The sequence below is a fragment of the Microbulbifer maximicatervae (SeqCode) genome (assembly GCF_052467695.1).
In genome coordinates this window covers 1,061,024-1,086,469 of sequence record NZ_CP174320.1, presented here as the reverse complement: position 1 = coordinate 1,086,469, position 25,446 = coordinate 1,061,024, and the positions used below count along the sequence as shown (strand labels likewise).

22 protein-coding genes are annotated in these 25,446 nt (G+C 49.3%); 7 read left to right on the top strand and 15 right to left on the bottom strand.

Going from position 1 to position 25,446, the window contains the following annotated elements; genetic code table 11:
- Positions 1–256 precede the first annotated feature (256 nt).
- On the top strand, positions 257–1,198 hold the full coding sequence (locus ACJJI8_RS04605) for an alpha/beta fold hydrolase (RefSeq protein ID WP_444906975.1): 942 nt from the start codon (positions 257–259) through the stop codon (positions 1,196–1,198).
- A gap of 70 nt (positions 1,199–1,268) precedes the next feature.
- Here ACJJI8_RS04605 and ACJJI8_RS04600 read toward each other — a convergent pair whose 3' ends face one another.
- Complete coding sequence (locus tag ACJJI8_RS04600) at positions 1,269–2,054, bottom strand: DUF2884 family protein (RefSeq protein WP_413663664.1); 786 nt, start codon at positions 2,052–2,054, stop codon at positions 1,269–1,271.
- A gap of 184 nt (positions 2,055–2,238) precedes the next feature.
- Here ACJJI8_RS04600 and ACJJI8_RS04595 point away from each other — a divergent pair, with 184 nt between their 5' ends.
- Positions 2,239–4,632, top strand: coding sequence for a zinc-dependent metalloprotease (locus ACJJI8_RS04595; protein WP_444906976.1), 2,394 nt, complete (start codon positions 2,239–2,241; stop codon positions 4,630–4,632).
- 50 nt (positions 4,633–4,682) lie between these two features.
- On the opposite strand, the gene ACJJI8_RS04590 is transcribed toward ACJJI8_RS04595, so the two are convergent.
- The 3 genes from ACJJI8_RS04590 to ACJJI8_RS04580 all read right to left on the bottom strand — a co-directional run bounded on the left by ACJJI8_RS04590 (position 4,683) and on the right by ACJJI8_RS04580 (position 6,365).
- Positions 4,683–5,519, bottom strand: a complete 837-nt coding sequence (locus ACJJI8_RS04590) for a transglutaminase domain-containing protein (RefSeq protein WP_282930871.1) — start codon at positions 5,517–5,519, stop codon at positions 4,683–4,685.
- 4 nt (positions 5,520–5,523) lie between these two features.
- The gene (locus ACJJI8_RS04585; RefSeq protein ID WP_108734840.1) at positions 5,524–5,754 is read right to left on the bottom strand and encodes a DUF350 domain-containing protein; all 231 of its coding nucleotides are present in this window, start codon (positions 5,752–5,754) and stop codon (positions 5,524–5,526) included.
- A gap of 317 nt (positions 5,755–6,071) precedes the next feature.
- Positions 6,072–6,365 carry a putative quinol monooxygenase gene (locus ACJJI8_RS04580; RefSeq protein WP_282930872.1) on the bottom strand — a complete coding sequence of 98 codons (294 nt, stop codon included), beginning with the start codon at positions 6,363–6,365 and terminating at the stop codon, positions 6,072–6,074.
- Between the two features lie 201 nt (positions 6,366–6,566).
- On the opposite strand from ACJJI8_RS04580, the gene ACJJI8_RS04575 reads away from it, so the two are divergent.
- Positions 6,567–7,520 carry a LysR family transcriptional regulator gene (locus tag ACJJI8_RS04575; RefSeq protein WP_444906977.1) on the top strand — a complete coding sequence of 318 codons (954 nt, stop codon included), beginning with the start codon at positions 6,567–6,569 and terminating at the stop codon, positions 7,518–7,520.
- Positions 7,521–7,647: 127 nt separating this feature from the next.
- On the opposite strand, the gene ACJJI8_RS04570 is transcribed toward ACJJI8_RS04575, so the two are convergent.
- Positions 7,648–9,150: a S8 family serine peptidase gene (locus ACJJI8_RS04570; protein ID WP_444895811.1), complete on the bottom strand. Its 1,503-nt coding sequence runs from the start codon at positions 9,148–9,150 to the stop codon at positions 7,648–7,650.
- A gap of 512 nt (positions 9,151–9,662) precedes the next feature.
- Positions 9,663–12,491, bottom strand: a complete 2,829-nt coding sequence (locus ACJJI8_RS04565; protein ID WP_444906978.1) for a M16 family metallopeptidase — start codon at positions 12,489–12,491, stop codon at positions 9,663–9,665.
- Positions 12,492–12,537: 46 nt separating this feature from the next.
- On the opposite strand from ACJJI8_RS04565, the gene ACJJI8_RS04560 reads away from it, so the two are divergent.
- Positions 12,538–12,702, top strand: a complete 165-nt coding sequence (locus tag ACJJI8_RS04560; RefSeq protein WP_444906979.1) for a hypothetical protein — start codon at positions 12,538–12,540, stop codon at positions 12,700–12,702.
- 33 nt (positions 12,703–12,735) lie between these two features.
- Here the strand turns inward: ACJJI8_RS04560 and ACJJI8_RS04555 are convergent, their stop codons facing one another.
- The gene (locus ACJJI8_RS04555; RefSeq protein WP_413663658.1) at positions 12,736–13,134 is read right to left on the bottom strand and encodes a globin; all 399 of its coding nucleotides are present in this window, start codon (positions 13,132–13,134) and stop codon (positions 12,736–12,738) included.
- Between the two features lie 579 nt (positions 13,135–13,713).
- Here ACJJI8_RS04555 and ACJJI8_RS04550 point away from each other — a divergent pair.
- The 3 genes from ACJJI8_RS04550 to ACJJI8_RS04540 all read left to right on the top strand — a co-directional run bounded on the left by ACJJI8_RS04550 (position 13,714) and on the right by ACJJI8_RS04540 (position 17,129).
- Positions 13,714–14,877, top strand: coding sequence for a phosphoglycerate kinase (locus ACJJI8_RS04550; RefSeq protein WP_444934411.1), 1,164 nt, complete (start codon positions 13,714–13,716; stop codon positions 14,875–14,877).
- An 89-nt stretch (positions 14,878–14,966) separates the two neighbouring features.
- Complete coding sequence (fba, locus tag ACJJI8_RS04545) at positions 14,967–16,031, top strand: class II fructose-bisphosphate aldolase (protein ID WP_282930878.1); 1,065 nt, start codon at positions 14,967–14,969, stop codon at positions 16,029–16,031.
- Positions 16,032–16,145: 114 nt separating this feature from the next.
- On the top strand, positions 16,146–17,129 hold the full coding sequence (locus ACJJI8_RS04540) for an alpha/beta hydrolase (protein ID WP_282930879.1): 984 nt from the start codon (positions 16,146–16,148) through the stop codon (positions 17,127–17,129).
- A gap of 468 nt (positions 17,130–17,597) precedes the next feature.
- On the opposite strand, the gene ACJJI8_RS04535 is transcribed toward ACJJI8_RS04540, so the two are convergent.
- The 8 genes from ACJJI8_RS04535 to serA form a co-directional block, all read right to left on the bottom strand.
- Positions 17,598–18,038 (bottom strand): DUF6326 family protein, encoded by a 441-nt coding sequence (locus ACJJI8_RS04535; RefSeq protein ID WP_413663655.1) that lies wholly within the window; start codon positions 18,036–18,038, stop codon positions 17,598–17,600.
- Positions 18,035–18,766: a DUF4386 domain-containing protein gene (locus tag ACJJI8_RS04530; protein ID WP_444934410.1), complete on the bottom strand. Its 732-nt coding sequence runs from the start codon at positions 18,764–18,766 to the stop codon at positions 18,035–18,037. The genes ACJJI8_RS04535 and ACJJI8_RS04530 overlap by 4 nt, the downstream gene beginning before the upstream one ends.
- Before the next feature lie 440 nt (positions 18,767–19,206).
- Positions 19,207–20,379 (bottom strand): MBL fold metallo-hydrolase, encoded by a 1,173-nt coding sequence (locus ACJJI8_RS04525; RefSeq protein WP_444934409.1) that lies wholly within the window; start codon positions 20,377–20,379, stop codon positions 19,207–19,209.
- A gap of 147 nt (positions 20,380–20,526) precedes the next feature.
- A complete protein-coding gene (locus ACJJI8_RS04520; RefSeq protein WP_444895817.1) occupies positions 20,527–20,976 on the bottom strand; it encodes a cupin domain-containing protein in 450 nt (149 codons plus the stop codon).
- A 138-nt stretch (positions 20,977–21,114) separates the two neighbouring features.
- Positions 21,115–21,897 (bottom strand): LytR/AlgR family response regulator transcription factor, encoded by a 783-nt coding sequence (locus ACJJI8_RS04515; protein ID WP_444915277.1) that lies wholly within the window; start codon positions 21,895–21,897, stop codon positions 21,115–21,117.
- Positions 21,894–22,970 (bottom strand): sensor histidine kinase, encoded by a 1,077-nt coding sequence (locus ACJJI8_RS04510; RefSeq protein WP_444934408.1) that lies wholly within the window; start codon positions 22,968–22,970, stop codon positions 21,894–21,896. The genes ACJJI8_RS04515 and ACJJI8_RS04510 overlap by 4 nt, the downstream gene beginning before the upstream one ends.
- A gap of 51 nt (positions 22,971–23,021) precedes the next feature.
- Entirely contained in the window at positions 23,022–23,930 is a 909-nt protein-coding gene (rarD, locus tag ACJJI8_RS04505; RefSeq protein ID WP_444934407.1) for an EamA family transporter RarD, read from the bottom strand.
- Between the two features lie 200 nt (positions 23,931–24,130).
- Positions 24,131–25,378, bottom strand: a complete 1,248-nt coding sequence (gene serA, locus ACJJI8_RS04500) for a phosphoglycerate dehydrogenase (RefSeq protein WP_413663649.1) — start codon at positions 25,376–25,378, stop codon at positions 24,131–24,133.
- Between the last annotated feature and the right edge of the window lie 68 nt (positions 25,379–25,446).

The window sequence follows — 25,446 nt, the reverse complement described above, 5'->3', positions numbered from 1 at the left end:
TAGGGGGCCTTCTAAAGTAAATAGCACTTAATGTTTACGTCTTTTAGGTCAGGCTGGGGTAGTTGGTGAATTATTTGGAGGCCCTCTTGTTTCCACCTTTGGCGGTAGCAGCCAGTTTCAGTGGCGAGAGCCGTCTATCCTTGTTGAATGGGCGCGGATCTGGGCCATTATTTTCAAGCTTTTGCTTGCGGTATTACTATTTCCGCCAACTCAGCCACTTTTTCAGCGCATAAAGGTGAGGGGCTCGGGTAGAACGATGACTTTTTGGCTGGTTTTAATTCTTTTTCTAATTCTACTCTGGCTTCTGTGGATGGCGTTTTGTAGTCCCAGTTTAAGTCGCAATGAGCTACTGAAATTCTCTTTTAATCAACTTACGCTAGCCGGTGGTTTATCCGTTAATTATCGCGAGATGGGGCCAATTGATGGCGTTAATATACTTTGCCTTCACGGTGGTGGTGATTCACTGAGCGCCTGGAATGCCTGGGCGACAAAATTGGTAGAAAAATATCATGTTATTTTGGTGGACTTACCTGGGCATGGATTGACCGACCCGTTACCAGGAGGCACTTATACACCTAAGCATTTTGCCGATTTTATTGCAGAATTTGTCGCAACCCTGAAACTTAGGGACTATGTGATCGCTGGCCATTCATTTGGTGGAAATGGGGTTTTACGCTATTTAACAGGACATCCGAATATACCCAAGGCCGCTATTCTTGTCTCTCCCGGTGGTTATAAATGTGGCAAGGGACTGGAAATGCCTGCTGGTATTGCTCGATTTGCCACCAGCCATTGGGGGCGAAAAATGGTTGCGCACATTGGTAGTCGTGGATTATTGAGAAAAATGCTGGCTTCCAAATTTTTCTACAATCCGCAGGCTCTGCCGGGGGAAATGCTGGAACGAATCTATTTGCTTTCCCGCTATGAGAAGAACCGCGGTACAGCGATCAATTTGGTTGCTAATGCCACAATCAATTTCCAGCCGTTGCCGGACTTGGAGACTATTAAAATTCCAGTTTTATTTATCTGGGGGGCAGAAGATCAAATTATTCCCTTGTCCGTAGGAAAGTATTTCTCTGACAAGTTGCCTAATGGAGAGTTAATCGTGTATCAGAAGATGGGGCATATGTCCCATGTCGAAAATGCTGAACAAAGTGTCACCGACGCAATGGAGTTTTTGCAGCGTCAGGGGCTGTGACAATACTGTGAAAAATTTAAAAAAGAGGCCGCAGTGCGGCCGAGTTTGGGGGGATGAAAATCAAGAGCGCCTAATTGATGACAACCAGGCCGGCTTTCACTATGTCGTAGTGACTGAGTTCTGGTACCTGCTGGTGTAGGTCGCTTTCCAGTCGATCGATGGATTCCAATTGTGTACACAAGCGGTTTGCAGACTGCTCAATACTTTTACCGCGCTGTTCCAGTAAGCGCTCCGCCTCTTCAGTGGCCTGTTCTTCAATGCTTTCCCCGCCGGTAAAGGCAGCTTTGAAGGCATGCCAGGCAATAGTCCCCGCGGACTCCATAGCGAGGCGTTCGATACGGGGTTCAAACTCTTCAGAGATGGTTTTCTCTATATAGTTACCCATTTCCTCGTTTCCCAGCTGGTAGATTTCGCCCTCTCGATTGAGGCGGTCCTCAGTGCGCTGGATCAGGTCGGCGGAAAACTGTTGGAGTTCGAGGATATCCGGGTGGTCCGGCCCGGCGAGGGTGCTGATGGCAATGGATAGGCCATCCATTGCAATATCGACCGCCTCAAGGGTGAGTACCAGTGTGTCGCGACCGGCGATGTGTAGCTGTTGGCGGTATTCCTGAAGCAGTTGCTCCTGCTGAGAATTGAGGGACAGCAACTCACCATCCACTGATAGCTGGTTGGGCAGCTGAAATGTCACCAGTTTTCCGTCTTCCCCATCGACGGTAAAGAAGTCCGGGCCTACTTCAATAGCGTAATTCGTAGACACTGTGCAGGTGCTGGTATCGACATGAAAAGAATCGTGGGCCATTGCCTGGGTACTGATACCGAGGCCTATCAAGGTTGAAAGTGCGATTGGCTTCCACATATGCCGGTTTCCTATTGTGTGTCTTTTCAATGTGACGCGTCTGAGTAGCCGGACAGATGCAGGCAGCTAGAAATATTTTTCATTTTTTCCTGACGCAGGCCCGGGGAGTGATGGCCAGGCGTGGATGTTCCAGTGGGTATTCTGTATTTTTAGCCCATAACACTTAATAAATTGAGGGTATTCAATGTTCATAAGCAGGCACATTGCCGCACTGTGCTTCTTGATAGTCAGCACAATGGCACAGGCCGGGAGCATCGCGGAGTACACCGCAGGCATGCATAGGCACAGCGGCTTCCACGACTTTTACTGGGACGAGGCTAACGGCCGGGTGTTGCTGGAGATCGATGAGTTTGAGCGCGAGTTGCTCTTGCTCACCGGGCTGGCCCAGGGACTGGGCTCAAACCCAGTGGGCCTGGATCGCAACCAAGTGGGTGAGAGCCGCTTGGTGAAGTTCCAGCAGTCGGGTAACAAGGTTTTACTGCATCAGGTGAACCTGAAATACCGTGCCCAATCAGCAAATGCGGCTGAGCGCCGCGCGGTTGAGGAAGCTTTCGCTTCGTCCGTACTCTGGGGCTTCAAGGTGCTTGCCCAGAGCGATAAGGCGGTACTGGTGGACTTTACGCCCTTCCTGTTGAGCGATCAGCACGGCATTGCTACACGTCTCAAGGGCGCAGAGCAGGGCAGTTACAGTGTGGATAAGAGCAAGTCAGCAGTTTATCTGCCCCGCACAAAAAACTTTCCCAAGAACAGTGAGTTTGAGGCCCAGTTAACTTTTGCTGGATCAGCTCCGGGAAACTATCTGCGCGAAGTGGTTCCGACCCCTACATTGGTGTCCCTGCGCCAGCATATCTCCCTGATTGAATTGCCGGATAACGACTATGAGCCCCGCCGTTTTCACAGCCGCAGTGGCTACTTCCCGTTCGCTTATCGAGATTACGCTACGGCGATTGAAGAGCCTCTGGACCAGCGTTATATCTACCGTCATCGACTGGAGAAGAAGTCGGGTAGCGATGAGGTTGTGGAGCCGATTGTTTACTACGTAGATTCCGGAGTTCCTGAGCCGGTGCGCAGCGCCCTGATCGAAGGGGCGAGCTGGTGGGACCAGGCATTCGCTGCAGCAGGATTTAAAAATGCGTTTCGCGTAGAGATTCTGCCGGAGGGCGTCGATCCTTTGGATGTTCGCTATAACGTGATTAATTGGGTACACCGCTCCACTCGCGGTTGGTCCTACGGTTATTCGGTTTACGATCCCCGCACCGGCGAAATTCTAAAAGGCAATGTTACCTTGGGGTCCCTGCGTGTTCGCCAGGACTTTCTGATTGCTCAAGGGCTTGTACAGCCCTACCGCGGCCACACCGTCAGTACTGAGCAGCTAAAGAATATGGCCCTGGCCCGTATCCGTCAGCTATCCGCTCACGAAGTAGGCCACACCCTGGGGCTGGCGCACAACTTTGCTGCCAGTAGCGAAGAGCGCGCTTCAGTAATGGATTACCCGGCTCCGCTGGTCTCTCTGCTGGGAGGTAAGTTGGACCTGACAGATGCCTACGCCACTGGCATCGGCAGTTGGGATAAGTTGGCGGTTCGCTACGGCTATGGCGAGAGCGATGATGAAAAAAGTTATCTCGACAGTGTTATCGCTGAGGCCGGGGAACAAGAGCTGCGCTTTATTTCAGACCCGGACTCCCGCACCATCAATAATGCTCACGCAGTCTCACACCTTTGGGACAACGGCACCGACCCATTGATGGAATTCCAGCGGATGGTCGACTTGAGGCGTCATGCCCTGGATAACTTCTCTGCGGCGGCAGCGCCGTTATCCGCGCCCCGCTCTGACCTGGAAGAGACCCTGGTGCCTGTGTACTACGGTCATCGCTACCAGGCGGAGGCTGTGGGCAAATTGATTGGTGGCTTGGACTATGACTATGTCTACAACGGTACCGATCAAAATAGCTATACCCTGGTGCCCGCAGAGCGACAACAGCGGGCAATTGATGCACTGTTGGATACACTTTCGCCGCAGTTTCTCACCTTGCCGGAGCAGGTCTTGCAGCTGATTCCGCCCAAGTCCTATGGCTACGAACGTACTATCGAGAGCTTCCCCTCATATACGGGGGTAGCTTTTGATGGGGTGGCTCTGGCGGAAGCGGCTGCTGGGCATACGCTATCAATCCTGATGGACCCGCAGCGCGCGGCGCGAATGAATCAACAGAGTGCCCGCAGCAGTGAGGTACCGGGGTTTGCTAGCCTATTGCAGCGCTTGAGCGCGCTGGCTCTGCAGGGTGAGGGTTATACCGGTCTGCAGGCGAGTGTGCACCAGCGGGTTAATCACGCCTATATCGAGCAGTTGATGTTACTGGCCAGTAATGCAAAGGCAGACGAATCAGTGCGGGCCAAAGCGCATTTGGAGCTGGCAAAACTTCTTCAGGAAATTGGTTCTATGCGGCTGTTTGGCGATGATCCTGAGGGCTATAGTGCGCACTATTACTATGAGGCACAGCGCATCGATGCCTTTAAGCAGGGCAAGCTGGAAGTAAAACCTGGTGCGGTTAAAGCGTTGCCGCCAGGATCTCCGATCTGATCTGAAACGGATAAAAGGGGTGGGCTGTAAACGCTCACCCCCTTTGGGCATTAACCGCGAATAAACTGGGACTTCTTTACCCAGTGATTTCCTCGGTATTGTCGAGTGGGGGTTGGGTTTTTCTTCGCCCAGAAAAAGTGGCGGTTAAACTGAAATTCCGCATCGTAACCCTCCGCCAGCGCTGCCAGGGGCATGGCTTGCCAGCTGGTCTGGCGGCGTTTGCTGGTTGCCTCCAGCAGGTACTCTTGATCGTTCAAGATGGCCACTACCCAGGCGTGACCCTGACCTTTATGGGTTCCGAGTGCCACCCGCGCATCAACTCCCAATTCGATCAGCCAATCTGCCAGTAAAATAGCGTGGTCTTCACAGTCACCACGCTTTTGGTAATAGGCCTGCCGGGATGTTTGCCAAATGTCTGACAAACCGGCGTATTGCAGGTGATCGTATTGGTACTCTTTATTCATAGCCAGTGTATAAAGAGGCACCCAAAGCTGTTGAGTCTTAAAGGGCTTGAACCCCACCAGGTAGCTGTTGGCAAAGTGGTGTTGCTGGTCCAGTCCCCGGGCGGACGCTGTCGCCGCCTCAATTCCCTGCCAGTTCCACACTGAGACATGAGCGCTCTCTTCCAGTGAGCGTTTGTCGACTACTTTCTGGATGGTTTTTTCTTCCAGAGGGTAGCGGGTACCCACCACTCGCACTACACCTTGTTGTGAGTCCACAATACTGGCTAACTGACTGCCGCTGCTACCAAAGCTCCGTAAATTATCGGAAAGGGGGATTTCCGGTGTGCTTTTAGTTGGCGGCTCCTGTGTATTCGCTCGCCGTACAAGTTCAGGGGTGATCAGTGCGAGGGAAAGTATCAGTGTGATAGCCAGCCACTTGCGCATAGTGCTATCCCTTGAGGCCAAACGAAATAATGATGGCAACAAATATCAATATGGTTGATGCAAATATAGATACGGCGATATTGCCATTTTTTAGCTCGCCTTCGATATCTACAGAGCGAAGCAGTTTCTTATCAATGGTAATCAGTGCGGTGATACCAATAAATAACGCTAGCAGCGTATAAATCAGGTTAATGCCCAGGTTAAACAAGGTTGCCGTTAAAAATTCCAGTTCCATAAATCCTTCAGGTTAATTATGTTTATTAGTGACTGTTAATGGAATAATTTAAGCATAGGGTCTGATTGAGTGCAAAGGATGGCCGACCCAGATAAACCGGCAGATGAATTCACAGGTGATTATCAACCTTAATCGGCAATCCGGACTTTTTGATTAGTGTTTGATTTGGCTGGGTTGCTATTAGGGAATAGCTCTAGACGAAGAGTTGCTCCGCCGAAGAGATTTTACGCTTAATTTACCGGGAAAGCCTTTTGAAGAAGTGTATTTATTAGCTCGGTGTTATCCAGGCGGGAACCTGGATAACACACCGAGTTTGATTAGTTATCAATCTCGGTCATTTCATTCAATACAAACTCTTCAACGGCGCCCTCGGTTGCCTTCATATAGTCTTCCAGGTGCTTATTGTTCATGTGGGTTTGCCACAGATCGCGAGTTTCCCAATTTTCATAAAACAGGAAGTGTGCAGGATTGTCATTGTCTTGATGAAGGTTGTAATTAATGCAACCAGCTTCTGCTCGTGTTGTATTAATGAGTTTTAACAATTCAGATTTCACCAGGTCAATTTTGTCGGCCTTGGCTTTAATGTTGGCAACGATAGTGAGCCTGCTCATGTGAACACCTCTTTGTTTCAATATGTGTTGGATTAAGGTTTGTACTCTTTTCCTTGATCCTTTCAGAGGAGACCTAGTGAACAGCTTAGCTGCCTCCTGGGTAAGGACTGGGATGTCGAGCTGATGAAGTCATTCTAGATCTAGATTGCATTGCTAGAAACACTATAATCTTTGAATCTTTATCAAAAATATATTGAAAATATGCAGCTTGAAGACTTGAGGGTCATTCTTAAAGTGGCCGAGTTTCGCAGTATCACTGCGGCCGCCGCCAGTCTCGACTTACGCACTGCAACTGCCAGCGCAGCGATCAAGCGTGTGGAGAGCGCGCTAGGAGCGGACTTGTTTATTCGCACTACGCGGCAATTGCGGCTATCCAGTGCTGGGGAAAGGTTTATTCCCAAATGTGAGGAGGCCCTCCTGACTTTGGACCTCGCCCGGCAAAATCTCAAGGAAGACAGTGGTCAGATAGATGGCGAGCTTCGCATAGGTGCATCCTCGGACCTGGGAAGGAACCTCGTAACTCCTTGGTTAGATCAATTGTTGCAGGAACACCCGGGGCTGAGTCTAAGAGTGAATATCAGTGATAGCCAAGTGGACTTTTACCGGGATCCTGTGGATATCGCGTTGCGCTACGGCCCCCCAGCGGATGCCAACCTGTATGGTTTTAAGATTTGTGACGTGCCCCGTTTATTGTGTGCAACCCCGGCCTACTTACAGGAAAAGGGTTCCCCGAAAACACCGGAGGATCTCTCCGCACATAATGGCCTTTTTTATCAGCTTCACGAGATTGTGCACAATAATTGGGAATTTTTTCGGGGCGAAGAGATATACAAGATACGTATGTCTGGGAACAGGTCGTCAAATGACGGTGACCTGGTGCGACGTTGGTGTACCTCTGGCTATGGACTTGCCATTAAGTCATGTCTGGATATGTCTGCGGATTTACTTTCCGGTCAGGTAGTGGCCACTATGCGAGACTATAAACCCAAGGCAACGGAGCTATGGTTGGTATCTCCGGGGAGGCAGTCAATAACACCGACGGTACGATTAGTGCGCGACACTTTGAGAGAACGGTGTTCGGGGGTTTTAAAGCAGCTGCACGCTGAGGGATTACTCTCTGAGAGCGATTTCAGTACGGGGGTGGATATATCTTGAGTCCCAAATAGTTTCTTAACCCTGTGGCTATCTATAAAAACTCTCAACAGGTTTTTCTCGGTTCTGGCAAAGGAAAGGGGAGCTTTGCTCCCCTTTCTTATTTAAGCCCTAGTTAATCCGAATGGAATCAGGAGCCGGAGCAGCCGTAGGTATCCAGGTAGTCATAGGCTGCTTTTGCCTGGACGAGGCCGTAGCCGTAAGCATTATCTCTTCCCGCATCACCGAGATCTTCCGCTGTGGCCGTAAGGGCGTTGCGGATCTCTGTATTGCTACAGTTGGGGAAGTGGCTCCATACCAATGCGGCAACACCGGCAACGTGTGGGGTAGCCATGGAAGTGCCATTGAAATATTCGTAGCTTGTAGCCTCATTTTCCAAATCTACGCTGGCACTCAGCTGCGTGAGCAGAGTTGCACCGTCAGTGTCAGAAATACCAACCGAGGGAATAGTGGTTACAGTATCGCTCAGGGTTGCGCTGGAGAGTAATCCCTCTTCATTGTTGTAAATAATCGCTCCGATACCACCACCGGACTCACAATTTAAAACTTTCTCCGCAAAGCTGATATTGCCTCTCGCAATTAGGCAAATCTTACCCGCTGCACTGGTGCAAGCGGATTCAGCCGTACCACAGTCTTCCATTGAACCGGTGATTGCACCAGCTGGGGTGCCTGATATTGGGGCTGATTCGATGTCAACACTGCCGACGGTTAAGCTAGAGATTCTGCCAGTATCAGTGGGAACAGAAGATAGAACCTGTACTCCGGGGGCGGAAAGTTCTACCTGGTCAGTCTGCTGAGAGGAGGACCAGATAGCTTTATCGCTATCGATAGCACCGACGGATACAACGGAAGAGTATGAGGCTGGATAGGAGTGTGCGGTGTTGCCGTCGTTTCCGGCTGCCGCGATGGACAGGATTCCCTGACGATTTAGATTGTTAAAGGTTCGTCTTTCGAGGAAGTTGGCACTTTCACCGCCCAGACTCATATTGATGATGTTGGCACCATTGTCGGCACAAACCTCTGCGGCTGCCATTAGGGAGGAGGAGTAGGCCCAGCCGTCGCCATCAAACACTTTTACAATATGCAGGTTAATATTACTGCTGGGCATCACGCCAACGACACCAGTACCATTATTCATCGCAGCGATAGTGCCGGCTACATGGGTGCCGTGACCGCTTTGATCTTCATACCAGTTACCTGCGCCGCTTGGGTCACTGGTACCAGTGACGGCGTTTCCGGACAAATCTTCGTGAACCAGGTCGTAGCCGGAATCAATAATACAGACTGTGCGGTTGCCGGCCTGAGTATCACCTAGTTGATCTGCCTGCACCATGGTGATCCCGTAGGGGGTTTCCTGGGACATCGGATACCGCTTAACGTCTTCTTCAATAAAAGCAACATCCGGGTTCGAGCGCATTTCTTTTAGGGTGGTTGCAGACATATGTGCTGCCATCGCATTCTGGCGGCGTATTTCAAGAGCCTGTCTTCCGCCTCTCTTCTTCATAAAAGACTTAACGGATTCGCCTTTTCCCTGCTTGAAAGTCACGATATAACGCTTGTCCTCAGCAGTGGCGTTGCCGGTTACGGCGAGCGCTAAAATGCTGGCTGCAAATACAGACAAGGATTTATTCATTGGATGCTCCTGAAGATTTCTATGTTTATTGTTGCTTTTGTCGACGTTCTAATTTCAAGTTTTTTAGTTGTTGATATTTACTTGAGCGTCGAAGAGGGGAATTTATCAGGCTTTTCTTGTCGTATGAATAATTATTTTTTAATTGCTGTTGTTTTTGTTTTCTTATTGAATTTATATTTTGTTTTATTTTTATCTTTTTAAGGATATTTTTAATTTTTTTTAAGTGTGGTCGTAGCTATTGTTTTTTGTTTGCTAGATTTTTAGGCTGTTTCTATTTTTGGGGGAGTTATTGGGGTTTTAAAGTTGAAGCTCCGAGAATCATCTTGATACCTAATAATGGAAATTGTGAATCGGAGCAAAGAATTCTAGTTTGAATGCAGTATGTCAATTATTATTGACTAGATGAGTAGCATTAAGGTGTGTTTCTATTTTTCATTGGTATTCATCCGTTTGGAACGATATAAGGCGGCCAGTCATACATGAGAGTACAGGCTGGCCGCTATCGCTAGCTTTTATCCCTCTTCGGTCGAAGTTGCGCCAGGTAAATCCTTATCTACTTTGAGCTCGGTAACTGATCCCATACCAAGTTTACCAATTTTATCTTTTATCTTGGTTTTGTCTCCAACGATAATCCAGGTAAATTGATCAACCTTTAAAGTGTCTCGAGCAAGTGAATGGATCGAAGGTAGATCGACATTGCGAACTTCATTTGCATAACCTTCCATATAATTCAAAGGTCGATCGTAGGTAACCATTCCAGAAATAGCTCCTGATACAGCTCGAACTGTTTCAAAACGGCCGGGCAATTCATTGATTCGCTTGTCTTTAATTTTCTGCAGCTCGTCTTCTTTTGCTGGAGAATCGCCGACATAGGCTTGGAGTTCTTTATAAAGCTCTTTTAAAGATTCACTGGTCTTGTCCGTTTGAACTGGTGCATAGACTAAGAGCGGTTGCTGTCCTTTGGCCCCAGTCATAAATGAATAGGCTCCATAAGCCCAGTGCTTATCCTCCCGCAAATTCATATTAATTCGCGCGGTAAAAGTGCCTCCAAATATATCATTCATCATATGTAAGGCTTCTCGCTGTGGCATCGTTTCCGACGGAGCCAGGAGACCGCCAATAATTATGCTCTGTTCAGCTCCCGGTTTATCAATTAGATAAATTCTGGTTTTTTCTGGGTGCGCAACCTGTTGTAGATTCTTTGTAGGTAACGGCTCTTCGGGTGCTTTCCAATCCGCAAAGTGCTGCTCTAATTTTTTTGTCAGATCACCCATGCTGATGTCTCCGACTGCAACCAGAGTGGCATTATCGGGGCGCATCCAGGTTTTGTGGTAATTTACCAGATCTTCACGGTTCAGGGAGCTGATAGAGCTTTCTGTTCCCGAACCGGTGAGAGGAACTGCATAAGCATGTCCTTCACCATATAAAAGAGGTGGCAGATTCCGCAAAGCCATGTTTACCGGCTGGGTTTTTTCCTGCTGGATTCCTGCTATCCACCGAGCACGTTTCCGCTCAATCTCTTCATCGGAATAGGCTGGATGCATTACGATATCGGCAAACAAGGATATGGAGCTATCGAGATTGTTTTTTAATGCGTTGAGCCGTACAGAAGAAGTATCAATGTTCGAACCAGCCGAGATTCTGGCCCCTAACATTTCTGCTTTGGCATCAATCTCTAAGGCGCTTAATTTTGTAGTCCCTTCCTTTAGCATGGACATGGCATAGCTAGAGGTTCCCAATTTAGCACCCTGGTCTGCAGCGTAACCGGCATCAAACATAAGGCGAATATCGACTACTGGCGCAGAGTCGCGTTGGGCAAGTATCACTTTTAGACCGTTAGAGAGTTTCGTGGTCTGTAATTCTGGAAATGGGATGCTGGGGAATTCACCGGTATCGGGTAATTTAGACCTATCTGCACCAGTCTCGGAAGTAGTGTATTTGGGGAAAGGGTGTACTTCCAGATTATAATCACCACTGGAAAGCCATTTTACTGCGGCTTCTTTTACCTTTTGAGGGCTGGTGTTTTGCATTTTGGTTAACGCTTCCAGGTAAGCGTTGGGATTGTCGAGGTAGAGTTCACCCCGAGCCAAAATTACGCCCTTACCGCCCCAGCCACCTACCTGCTCGAGGTTGCGTGCTTGGGATGCATAGTGGCTCATATTAACCCTTGCTAGTTCCTCTTTGCTTGGCCCTTCCTTGAGAAAACGTTGTAGTTCTTCCTCAATGGCGGCCTCTACTGTTGCGAGTTCAACCCCGGGCTTTACATCGGCAACAATAGGGAAGATGGAAGACAATTCAAATTCATGCAGCCCAATATTAACTTTGGTAGCGATTTGATCTTTGTATACGAGGCGCTGGTAGAGCCGGGAGTTTTTTCCATCCCCCAAAACTGCTGCTGCTAGAGCAATAGCTCCAGCATCGTCGTGAGCTAGATTAGGGGTATTCCAGACTTTATAAAGACGCGATTGAGCAACTTGATCAAACATCTGCTCACGGCTGGACTGATCTCGCTTGGCAATCCACGCTTTTTTCTTGATAAGAGGAGGGCCGGAGGGAATGTCGCCAAAAAAATGGGCTGCTTTTTCTTTTGCTGTTTCTACATCAATATCACCGGCAAGTACTAGTACGGTATTAGCTGCGCCGTAATACTGTTTAAACCACTCGTGAACATCTTCAAGAGAAGCTGCATTCAGGTCTTCCATTGAGCCGATGGTGGTCCAGGAGTAGGGATGCCCAGCTGGATAAATTGCTTTCTGCATCCGCTCCCATACTTTCCCATAGGGCTGGTTCTGGCCCTGGCGCTTCTCATTCTGCACAACGCCACGTTGCTCATCGAGTTTTTCCTGAGTAATTGCGCCCAATAGATGACCCATTCGGTCAGACTCCATCCATAGAGCCATGTCTAAGGCGTTGGTGGGTACTGTCTCGAAGTAATTTGTGCGATCCAGCCAGGTGGTACCATTCATACCAGTTGCACCAGCTAGTTCAAACGGTTTAAAAAACTCATCATTATAGTTTTCTGAACCATTGAACATCAGGTGCTCAAATAAATGTGCAAACCCTGTTCTTCCAGGTTTTTCATCTTTTGAGCCAACGTGGTACCAAACGCCCACGGAAACAATAGGAGCCTTGCGATCCTCGTGGACGATTACACGTAGGCCATTGGGCAGAGTAAATTTCTCATAACCTATTTTTAGGGACTCAAACTTATTTTCTAAATTCTCGGAGGCAAACAGCTCTTTCTTGGCCTCGGGGTTTTTATTATTTTGGGGAGCGTCACTGCAAGCTGAGAGCGCTATAGCGAGCGCTAATGGAATGCTGTACTTTCGTACCGTTTTCATAATAGTTTCCTTGTCCCTTTTTCCTGTAGGAGAGAGTTATCGTTCCATGGCTTTAATTTTTTATAGTTCTAAACTGGCATTAGGTGATTTTCTTTGCGCTCCCTTTAAATTAGATTTGGAGCACCAAACCAGCATTGGTAAACCCTGCATTGATATAAGCAGAGAAAAGCTGCCAGAAAGTCTGATAATAAATGGCTGGCTTGGGGCTTAGCAAATTTAAGTTGTACTTTTTGGGGCGTACGACTCAGTAGGCTTGGCGTATGATTTCAATACCCGGAAGGATTGCTCGATTCCAGGCAGCATCAACTTCTGGCGAGTATTCCTCGTCGTGCTGCCTAATGGTGGCGAGTAGGGCGTCGAGCCAGAGGCGATACCATTCTGGGCGGATATTATAGCCATTGCGGTCGTGGCTTTTACCCAGAGCGCGCAGCTTGGTGTCTGGCATGCCGCGTGAGTAAAGTACCAGCTGCATAATGCCGTTTCGCAAAAGATGGCGCTGGGCTTTCATATCTGTATTGGCAAAGAGCTGGCGAATATCTGTAGAACTTCCCATAAAGCGATCATAAAAATCCACAAAAAACTGTTCTTTATTGCAACAGCGTCCATAGCTTTGAAAAACGATATCACTATCCGTTGGTTGCATCGTTTTGGTTACCTCTAATGTTGGCCACCCTCAGTTTTACTTTTAAGCGGCCTCTGTGACTAATATGCATTTGGAAGGGGGGCGGCGATTCTAGCGATCGAATTTAGAAGCGGGAAGTACAATTTGGCTGTGTCTGCTTGTTATCTGGCGTAATTAATTAGTAACTTTCTGTGTGAATGGCTGATTCAGGGCTGATACTCTGAGTTCTATAAGGCTTTATTTACATTGTCTGGTGTCGATTGCTACTTGAATCGCAATTACATGGCCTTTTATTTATTTAACTGGCTTAGGTAGTCCTTTGGAGGTTGGAGGATTGATCCTGAAAGCATTGCCGTTAGTTGGCGTTAGGTGTCAATCCCGCATGAAGTAACTACTCGCTAACCCCTTGGGCGAATAGCTATCAACTAAGGTCGCTTTTGGCTTGATGACCCCTAAGACAGTAACAACTGCGCTAATAATGCGTAGATTGGCTGTTATAACAACGTATTCCCCTGATTTTAATATCGGCATCGATAGGTTCCAGTTGATATAATCGCCGCCCACATTTTTCAGTTAATCGAAGTAGAAGAGGATTGGCTAATGGCGGTCAAACTGATGGCAGATCTCGATCTCGCTGGTAAGCGCTTACTTATCCGTGAGGACCTGAATGTACCGGTTAAGGACGGTCGTGTAACTTCCGATGCACGTATTCGCGCGGCACTACCGACGATAAAAGCCGCCATCGAAGCCGGGGCTAAAGTGCTGTTGATGTCCCATCTGGGGCGCCCCACAGAGGGGGAGTACGCGGAAGAATTCTCCCTGGCCCCTGTTGCTGCACACCTGGGTGAGCTGTTGGGCCGTGATGTGGCGCTGGTCAAAGAGTGGCGCGATGGCGTTGAACTGGCCGATGGGGAAGTTGCCCTGCTGGAAAATGTACGTTTCAACAGCGGTGAAAAAAAGGACGATGAGTCTCTGGCAAAGGCCTATGCGCAATTGTGCGACATCTTCGTGATGGATGCCTTTGGTACTGCCCACCGGGCCCAGGCTTCCACCCATGGTGTGGCTAAATTTGCCCCGGTTGCTTGCGCCGGCCCTCTGTTGGCTGCTGAGCTGGACGCATTGGAGAAAGCCCTGGCTGAACCGGCGCGCCCGCTGGTTGCTATTGTTGGTGGTTCCAAAGTTTCTACAAAATTGACGGTACTCGAAAGCCTGGCTGACAAAGTCGATCAGCTGATTGTTGGTGGTGGTATTGCCAATACCTTCCTGGCAGCCAGCGGCAAGCCAGTGGGCAAGTCCCTTTGCGAGCACGATCTGGTAGATACCGCCAAGGCCCTGATGCAGAAGTGTGATATTCCTGTGCCAACTGATGTCGTCACAGGTAAAGAGTTCAGTGAATCCGCCGCAGCGGAAACCAAAAGTGCCGATGCTGTGGTTGAAGACGATATGATTTTTGATATCGGTCCGAAATCCTCCGAGAAACTGGAAGATATTCTCAGCAGTGCGAAAACCATTATCTGGAATGGTCCTGTAGGTGTGTTTGAATTTGACCAGTTTGGCAACGGTACCGAGCACCTCTCTAAAGCCATTGCCGAGAGCGCAGCGTTTTCTATAGCTGGTGGCGGCGACACCCTGGCAGCTGTGGATAAGTATGGCATTGCCGACAAGGTTTCCTATATCTCCACGGGTGGCGGTGCCTTCCTTGAATATGTTGAAGGTAAGAAGCTTCCAGCGGTCGCTATACTGGAAAGCCGCGCACAAGACTAAATAACGAAAAATAAGGCCTGTCGCAATTTGCAGGCAGGTCATAAAAGCAAAAATACAAATACTACGAGTAGACGAGAAAGGAATTAATTATGGCTCTTATCAGCCTGCGCCAAATGTTGGACCATGCCGCAGAGCATGGCTACGGTGTACCCGCATTTAATGTAAACAATCTAGAGCAGATGCGTGCGATTATGGAAGCGGCCAAAGAGACCGATTCTCCAGTAATCGTTCAAGCTTCTGCGGGCGCCCGCAAGTACGCCGGCGCTCCCTTCCTGCGCCACCTTATCCTTGCGGCTATTGAGGAGTTCCCTGAGATCCCGGTAGTTATGCACCAAGATCACGGCACCAGCCCCGCCGTTTGCCAGCGCTCTATCCAACTGGGCTTTAGCTCAGTGATGATGGACGGCTCCCTTGAGGAAGACGGCAAGACCCCGGCTTCTTACGAATACAACGTAGATGTCACCAAGCGCGCGGTGGATATGGCCCACGCCTGTGGTGTTTCTGTTGAAGGTGAGCTGGGCTGTCTGGGTTCCCTGGAAACAGGTATGGCGGGAGAGGAGGACGGTGTTGGCGCTGAGGGCAAGCTGTCCCACGACCAGCTGCTGACCGATCCGGAAGAGGCCGCTGACTTCGTACAGAAAACCAAGGTGGATGCCCTGGCAATTGCCTGCGGTACCAGCCACGGTGCTTACAAGTTTACTCGTCCGCCTACCGGGGACATCCTGGCCATCGACCGTATCAAAGAGATTCACGCTCGTATTCCAGGCACCCACCTGGTAATGCACGGTTCCTCTTCTGTACCCCAGGAGTGGCTGGCTGTAATCAATGAGTTTGGTGGTGAGATCCCGGAAACCTACGGCGTTCCTGTTGAGCAGATCTGTGAAGGTATCAAGTACGGTGTGCGCAAGGTCAATATCGATACCGACCTGCGCTTGGCCTCGACTGGTGCCACACGTCGCTTCCTGGCTCAGAACCCATCCGAGTTTGACCCGCGCAAGTTCTACAAAGCCGCTATGCAGGCGATGAAGGAAATCTGTATCGCTCGTTATGAGGCGTTTGGCACTGCTGGTAATGCCAGCAAGATTCGCCCTGTTAGCCTCGATGTTATGAGCGAACGCTACGCTGCCGGTGAGCTGGAGCCGCAAATCAAGTAACAGTCTTCCACTGTTGCGAAGAGGTGGGCTCTATGCCCACCTTTTTCTTTTCAGGTTGTCTTTCCCGCTACGATATCACTACCCCTACCGCCAAAATGCAGTACCATTGCACTAATGGATACTTTGCAAGACCTCAGCACCTACGATAATAGCCCGGTAATAAAGCGCCCGGACTACTCGGCATTGCGTCAGAAGTTGCCTGAACTGGATTTCGGCGCTGACGAAACCCCTCTGTGCAAAGAGCTGCGGGATTATCGTAATTTTTACGATTTGCATTTTCCCCGAGCCCATAAGACCGGAGTCGGCACTTTTAAAGTTGCCGGATTTGAACTGGTTTCACAGTATTGGATGGTCGAGAATCCCAAGGGCACCTTGTTTATTTGCCATGGCTATTTTGATCATACGGGTATTTATGGTCCGGCAATCCGCTTTGGCCTGGAGCGGGATCTCAATGTAGTGATTTTTGATTTCCCCGGACATGGTTTATCCAGTGGTGAGCGTGTAGCTATCCATACTTTCCTGCAATACCGCCAGGCGTTTGATGGACTGTTGGAAATTGCGCGAAATAAATTGCCCGGGCCCTGGCATGCAATGGGCCAGAGCACCGGTGGCGCTGCACTACTGGCCCATCTGCAATACAGCCGCTGGCAGCCTCTGGATAAGGTCTTTTTGTTGGCTCCCTTGGTAAGGCCGTCAAACTGGGCCTGGCTAAATCGCTGGAAATATTATGTGGGCCGCTTGTTTATCCGCGAACCCGGCCGGGCCTTTACGATAAATACCCACGATGTGGAGTTTTCTCGACGTCAGGCACTTAGGGACCCCCTTCAATCTCAATCAATCTCTATGAGCTGGCTCAGGGCGATGGTGGATTGGTTGCAGACATTTCCCCGCACGGCACGTAACCCGCGCCCGATCCTTTTGGTTCAGGGAACGGATGATAAAACCGTTGATTGGCGTTATGGTCTTCATGCTGTTCGGAATCGTTTTCCCAATTGCCACCGGGTATTGATACGCGGTGCCCGGCACCAGATGATTAACGAAACCCAACCTTATCGCCATCAAATATTAGCGGCGATGGATGAGTGGTTAACCAAATAGGCTGTGAGCGATAACTTGTATCGCTCAACTCGCAGAGTTTTGACTTGCACTTTTCACTCGAAAAGCCTTAGCGAATCTACTTAGGGAGCCTCTGAATAACTCCGTGATACCTCTGGCATACAGAGCGGTTCACAATCAAGGCGCGGCTTCGCAGGAATGTCTAGACCTTTCAAGAAGTCGCAACGCGGAGTGTGAGTCTCTCTGTAAGCCCCGAAGGGCGGGCCTTGAAGGCCACAGCTGCTGCGTTGCAGCTCTTGCAAAGGACTAGGCCATTCGCGGCTAGCTGCGCCTAACATCTGCAGCCTTCAAGACCCGCAGAGGCATTACGGAGTTATTTAGAGGCTCCTTAGTTAGAAGAAATGAACGCTCTGTAAATTTCCCCGATAAGGTCGAAGACGCCATCCATGCCTTATGCGGCGGTGCCCAAGTACAATATGTTCTTTCCTTCTCCTTTGGTCAAAAACTCTATTAATACTCCTCATGAGGCCAGCGCCAAGCCAGCCAAATAATAGCTAATTTTAGAATAATCTCGATAAATCCCAGATAGAAGTAGAAATACCAGGTGGACATTAAAAATGTTACAAATAAGAAAATAATGAAAGCTGAGGATGTAATAATATTTATCCAGCGAGAGATAGATGGTTTAAGTAATAAAGTAAGGGCAACCATAATACAGGGGAGTGACACAATGATTGATACAGTAAGTAGTGACTCTTGTGTGACCGCTCCAAATGGCCCGAACCCCTCAATTATTCTATCTATTTTTCCTGTCCTAAATAGCCCAAAGAAATCCCCATAGATGTAAAGTAGTACTACTGAAGCCCATAGCCCGGCTATTTTAATCTTAACATCTATATGACTGTCAGTGAGCTTGGTCGATGTGCTCTTTAAGTTGTCTTTATCGTTCATGACATTCCCTCGATCTTACTGGTAGATAACTTTTGATTTGATTCGGTAATAGTTGGTGGAGTTCTAACGCCCATAATTAGTAACCATAGACAGGTTCCGATCTCCCCTAGAGAGGCGGGTACTCTAATAAAAGCGGGGATTTGATATTCAGGGAAAAGTAAATTTGCGCAGAACCTTACTAAATAGCTAAGGCATCCTGCCATTAACAGTATGCCCAGTATTTTTGGTAGTAAGTTTGATTTGTAGACCAGGTATCCGAAAGGAAGTAACCATAATCCCCAGAGAACATGGATTATTTGGATTCCGTTACTATACGATTTTAATAACAATAATACCTGGGTATAAATTTGTTCTTTTTCAAAAATTAGGAGATATTCTGCTCCGCTAAGAAGTGTGAGAGCATCAACTTTGTTAACTATATTGAGTAGAGTAAATGGAATACTGGTGAGAGCAAAAATAACCATTAACAACGCACATCCTCTATTTACAGGTGCAAGTGTGCGATATAAAGCTAGTGGCAGTATTGAAAATAGTATATAGAGAAGTATCCCGCCTAAAATTCCTAATCTATATAGAAATTCATATTCCAGGATGTTTTGCGCTGTTAATGATGCATTTTCCCACGCTGTGGGAATTTTAGAAGGCACATATACTAAAGAAAATATTCCCAACAATATAGTAAGTAAATAAATAAGCCCAGAAAGTCTGGCATATTCTTTTTGAGTCATTTTATATCCTTGTAAAATCAAATTGACAGATAGAGAGCCAATAGTCGGTTAGGTCCTAGTCGCGGTACCCATATAAAGGGGACTGCGATGAAATTCCAACCACGGTAATCAGCTGGAATTTCATAAGAAGAATATGGTCAGCAAAGACGTACTTATGGTGTTGTTCCGTTGTGAATAGAGGTAAAGATTCTGTATCGCTAACGGTACTGAGACTATTGGGTGTGGGGTACTAGCTATTGACACCATGGTGGTCTCTTTAGAGTCACTGTATGCAAAGAAACCTATTGGAATATTGAGTTGTGCGCTACCCAGCTAGGCATGGGCTGCGGAAAGCATGGTTTGAAGTGCGGAATAGTGAGATAAGTGATTTGGGATGGTATGGCCATCCAGAAGATTTGTGAGCCGCCAACTGTATGCGGCTCACACTGTTTAGCCTGCTGTTAATCGGGTTGTTGACTGGCTTTCTTGGATTCGGAGGGACTCGGTGTGGAGGCTGGCTTCTTGCGGAGTTTATCACTTTTCTCCGAAGTCTGTTTTGCACTTGTGGGAACTTTGTTAGTAGGGTATTCAACCTTACAGGTACCCTGTCCATTGTCCGATAGCACAATTTCATCCAGGTCATCCATTACCCGAATTGGGCCCGAGTAGAATTTACGCATTCCCTTAATAAAGCCGATCTTGTCAGCTTCAGTAACGGGGGGTGGTATTAGGTGTGTTAAGGCAACCGATTTTACTCCCGCTTTGGTTGCCATCTTGGCAATGTCCAGAGTATTGGAATGGTAGTGGATAATTTGATTTGCCTTCTCATATCGCAAACGAGCGCGACGGTTATCCCCGGTTTGCTTCAGCTTGCTGATGTATTGGGCATAGCTGAGAGCCTCAGAAATCAGTAGATCGGCATCCCGTTCAATTGGCTCTAGCGCATCGAAAACATGGGTATCACCAGTAATGATGACTTTACAGGGGCCAAAACGTATCTCGTAACCAAATGCGGGAAAAACCGGTTCGTGATGTACGGCAAACACAGAGACATAGGTATCCCTGTGGTGCCACACATCTTGTACGACCTCGCTTTGATCCCCGGCAATATTCACTAGGTGGGGAGTGGCGACCGCTAGGACTGGATCGAGAATTCCCTGCCTATTTGCCGATCGAAAAAGGATGTCCGGCCCAAAACTCTTGTTAATTCCATCCAAAATGCGATGGATGCCGTAGGGTCCGTAGACATTAATAGGCGAGTCGGCACCAACAAACCAGGACTCGTTGATCACCATGGCCAAACCACCAAAGTGATCCGAGTGCCAGTGGGTAATAAAAATGGGGTCCAGCTGGGCGAGATTAAGGCCGAGCTGGCCAATTCTTGCTGTAGCTCCTTCGCCCGCATCGACGAGGAATAGTTTCCCACTGCTGCGAATAGCAACGCAGGCGGGATGGCGCAAGTATTGATAGCCCGGATCTGGCGTGCCAGTTCCACAAAAGTAGATGTGCATTTTGCCATCATCTTCCACATAAGGTGGGTAACGCTTCAGAGATTCAGGCTGCTCGGCCAGGCTTGAAATCGCGAAAAACACCCCGAGGGCAAGAGTGGCAAATATATCAACGATCAGTCGCATGGTTTTATAGATTCCAGTCGGTGCGGAAAATACATACCAAGGATATGCAGACATTTTTAAACGTACAAAAAAATGATTAACAATTTGGGTCAAGTATGTAGATGACGTGGACTCATGCCTTGTAAAGGATCAGGATTTAGGCTGCTATTAACTTAGTTTGTCATCAGGATTTTTATAGATGGTGGTTGGCTGTCCTTCCAGGCCGGAGTAAAAGAGAATAATAGTTACCGGAGTATCACCATCATTACGCCCATAATGCCATTTGTCGGTAACTTCGATAAATGCCTTACCTGCCCCCAGAGTAAGCGTTTCCTTCTGTCCTGGAAGTACAATGGTTAAAGTGCCCTCTGCTACATAGACACCATTTAGCACTGGATGCTTGTGTACGGGCATCTGTTCGCCCACCGGGATAGTAACGCTAACAATCGTTAATTCCGGTTGCCCCGGTTTCATTTTTGGTAGGGAATGTCCTTCCCAGTCCTTTGTAGAGGAAACTAGAGTTTCAAACTTTACGTCGTTGGTTTTGTCCTGGCCAAATATATTTTCCGAGATAAATGCAAGTGTCAGAATGGCAAGGAAAAGCAGGTGGCGGCTCATTGAACTTTCCGGCAATCTTATGGAGATTTATGTAATTCTCGTTCAAGAATTAATGCTGTCCAATAAATTCGGGATAATCTCTACGGACCTACGTCGGAGAAAAAATTGGCTTTTAAATGCCCCCTACTAAAAAACTGATTACATTTGGCGGAATAGATGCAAGTAACGCCGGCTTACGGGGAGTATTTCTTCCCTATTTAGCAGGGTAATTTGAGCGGTATCTCCGTCCCTTATTACATGGCGAACGGCCTTTAAATTGACGACAACAGAGCGATGAACCTGGGCAAAGAGTTCGGGGTCAAGTTGGTGGGTTAGATCCTTTAATGGCGTGCGAATACAGGCTTCGAGATTGTTATTGCCGGATTCGCTCCAGGCGACCAGGGTATACTTCTCATCTGAACGTAAATAGTGCACATCTTCTACCGGTATCATCCGCAATTGCTGGCCTATGGAAGCGCGAATCCAGCGCAGGTATGGTTTGTCTTCCTTGGATTGAAGCTGTCTCGCTAATTGCTCGAGTAACTCCTGTTGATGATTGACGGGTTTGCAACTGCTGAGCCTTTCCCTAAGCCGCTCGGCGGTATCGGCGAGCCGCTCAATCTCTACCGGTTTTACCAGGTAGTCCAGTGCACCCTGGCTAAAAGCTTCCACGGCGTAGTTGTCGTATGCGGTAACGAAAACTAAATGGGCCCGACGCCCGATACTCTGGGCTGCCTCAATACCGGACTTGCCCGGCATATGGATATCCAGAAAACAGATATCGGGCTGCTTTTCTTCAAATAGTTTTACGGCTTCACGACCATTGCGGGCCTCCGCAACAACCTTCAGCTCCGGCCAGACACTTTTGAGTTTGCGGACCAAAGACTGGCGCAGCAGTGGTTCGTCGTCAGCTACTAGGGCGGTGGTGGGCGTGGCACTCATATTTGCTCCTCGGCAGGGAATAGCAATTCGGCACAAAGACCTGTGGGCTGTTGGTCGATCAAACGCAAGCCTGCACTATCGCCATAGGTCAGTTGTAGCCGCTCTCTCAAAGTTGCCAACCCTGTCCCGAGACTGTTGGAATTGTCCTGGATGCCGATACCGCTATCGGTGACGGTGGCAATACAGAGGCCCTGTTCCAGCTTTATTTCAATATCAATACGTCCCCCTTCCTCACTGGGGTCTATGCCATGGCGGACGGCATTTTCAACCAGTGACATCAGAGACATGGGCAGGCAAGACTGACATCGCACCTTGTCACCAGCCTTGATAGAAAATTCCAGGCGATCCGGCATACGCATTTTCATCAGGCCCAGGTAAGCCTGCACCAGAGTTAGCTCTTGCCCGACGGTACTTTGCTCCGACTCAAGTTTCGGTACTGCGGCGCGCAGGTAGGCAATCAGGTTGTTCAGTAGTGCGGGTGCCTGAGGGGATGAAGACTCTACCAGCTCTTGTACATTGGCGAGTGTATTAAATAAGAAGTGTGGGGCCACCTGGGATTGCAATAAACGCAGCCGCGCATTGAGCGCCTGGTGTTCCAGGGCGCCCCGCTGCCGTTCAAAAAGTTGCGCCTGCTCTCGCACAGTAATATCCCGCTGGCGCAACAGCGCAGACATAGCGAGCCAGGGCCCGAATAACATGCCGGTCACCGCTATCAGGAGAAAACTCCAGTGTCGGCTGTGGTCCTGCCAAAGTGGAAGTGCCTCCGGTTCTGTCAAGGCAGGAGACAGGATTAGCAGCGATAGTGGAATAGAGATTGCCACACCCACCACCTGTATTACCCAGCGAGGTAATCGTTGAGGCAAGTTGCGCGGCCATTGCTCGAACAGGCAAAAAGTAACCAGTGCTGATATGGCAGCTGTGCTGGTTTGCAGTAGGAGCTCTGTATAAGTACCTTTCCAGCCGAAGCTGAGTAGCAGGGTCCAAAGCAGCGTAGCGAGCAAAACAGTCAGCGACCGCTGCCTGCTGGGTAGCAGTCGCACTTGAGGTGGGTTGGCTGTCGGCGAGTAATTCATGATGGCCGCCTTCGGTTAATTTAGGCGGCCATTCTTACACAGGTCTTACCGTTAAAGCGCTGCCTTACCTTGTAGATGCAGCTTTCTCCGCTGTGCCAACGCATCGACAGAGTAGAGTGCCAGACCCAGCCAGACAAACATAAAGGTGGTGAGCTTTTCTTCGCTGAAAGACTCGCCCAATACCTGGGTGGCGACCACCAGCATCAGTGTGGGGCCGATGTATTGCAGGAAACCCAATGTGGATAAGTTGAGCCTGCGCGCGGCGATCGTGAATAGCAGCAGGGGAACCAGGGTAATGGGGCCGGCAAAGAGCAGTAAGCTGTTTAACTCCAGGCTGTTGTTCAGCAAGTTGCTGGTGGGGCTGTCGCTCCAAAACAGGTAGATTACGGCCACTGGCAATATAAAGAGAGTTTCCACCGCGAGGCCGGTAAGGCTTTCCACTGGGGCCTGCTTGCGGGCCAAACCGTATAGGGCAAAGGAGCAGGCCAGGAACAGGGCAATGATCGGTATGCGACCAAACTGCCAAAGCTCATAGGCAATGCCGGTAGCTGCCAGTGCCACAGCGATCCATTGTAGTCGCCGCAGTTTCTCACCCAGGAACAGGACCCCCAGCAAAATATTGATCAGTGGATTGATGTAGTAACCCAGGCTGCCTTCGAGCAAATGGCCGTTATTGATCGCCCAGATAAACACCAGCCAGTTACCGCCGATCAATACCGTGGTCAGGGCCAGCATCCGCATCTTCTTGCCGTCGCGCAGGGTTGCCAGAAAGTCCGGCATTTTGCGTACAACCAACAGAATACCAATAGCGAGTACTAGCGACCAGATACTGCGGTGGGCAAGGATTTCCGCAGCGGGAATATCCTGTAATTTATTGAAGTACAGTGGCGCCAGCCCCCAAATGAGGAAGGCGGAAATCCCGGCGAGAAGGCCGGTTGAGGCGGAATCATTACTACGCAAGGGAGCACCTGCTGTGGATAACTCTGGCTTTGATTCAGGGGTGGCACGTGGATGTGGTCACCTGGGCCTGAAGCAAAAGAATAGGTCTGGCCATTGTAGAAGCGGTGGCCGGGGGGGATCAATCTTTTTTACCGCGAGGAAGGCTCCGATTGGCGTGTCATTGGCGGGTATTTGTGGGTACCCGCCAACGACCGAAAGGCTTAGAAAAGCACGCGGCAGCGCAGGGTGCCGGGGATACTCTTCAATTTTTCCAGTGCCAGATCAGAATACTCTGCGTCCACATCGATCACTACATAGCCCACTGTCTCATTGGTTTGCAGGAACTGTGCGGAGATATTGATGGCATTTTCTGAGAACACCTGGTTGATAGCGCTCAGTACACCGGGCACATTCTTGTGAATATGCAGCAGGCGGTGGGTATCCAGGTGACCGGGCAGTGCCACTTCCGGGAAGTTCACAGAACTGGTGGTGGTGCCGTTATCGGAGTAGTGAGCGAGTTTCTCCGATACTTCTGTACCGATATTCTCCTGGGCCTCCACAGTGGAGCCACCTACGTGAGGGGTCAGCAGCGCCTTGTCGATTCCGCGTAGGGGAGAGACGAATTCGTCGCTGTTGCCACGGGGCTCAACCGGGAAGACATCGATCGCCGCACCGGCCAGGTGATTGCTCTTCAGTGCTTCTGCCAGGGCATCAATATCTACCACAGTGCCGCGAGAGGCGTTGAGGAGAATACTGCCGGGCTTCATCTGCGCGATCTGCTCGGCGCCCATCATCATTTTGGTGGAAGGCAACTCTGGTACATGCAGGGAGACCACATCGGATTCTGCCAACAATTCCGGAAGTGAGTTTACTTGGGTGGCATTGCCCAGCGGCAATTTGGTAATCACATCGTAGAATCTGACTCGCATCCCGATAGCTTCGGCCATAACAGAAACCTGGGAGCCGATAGCGCCGTAGCCGATAATGCCCAGGGTTTTGCCCCGGGCCTCGTATGAGCCCACCGCTGACTTCTGCCAGCCGCCGCGATGACACACAGCATTTTTCTCTGGAATACCGCGCAGCATAAAAATAGTTTCGGCAATAATCAGCTCGGCAACGCTGCGAGTATTGGAGTAGGGCGCATTAAATACCGCGATACCCAGTTCTGTCGCCGCCTGTAGATCCACCTGATTGGTGCCGATGCAAAAACAGCCTACAGCTACCAGTTTGGACGCATGCTCCAACACTTTGCGGGTTAACTGGGTACGCGAGCGAATACCGATAAAGTGCGCATCGGCAATTTTCTCGATCAATTGATCTTCAGGCAGGGAGGTCTTGAGGTACTCCACATTGGTGTAGCCTCGGGAGCTGAGTAAGTCGACGGCGGACTGGTGTACGCCTTCCAGCAACAGGATGCGGATTTTATCTTTTTGCAGGGACTTCTTTTGATCGGAACTGTGCGGAGCCATAAACTATCTCTTCACTGAGTGCGAATAACAGGTGCAAAGTGCTTAGATCACTTCTTCGGGGGTGCCGC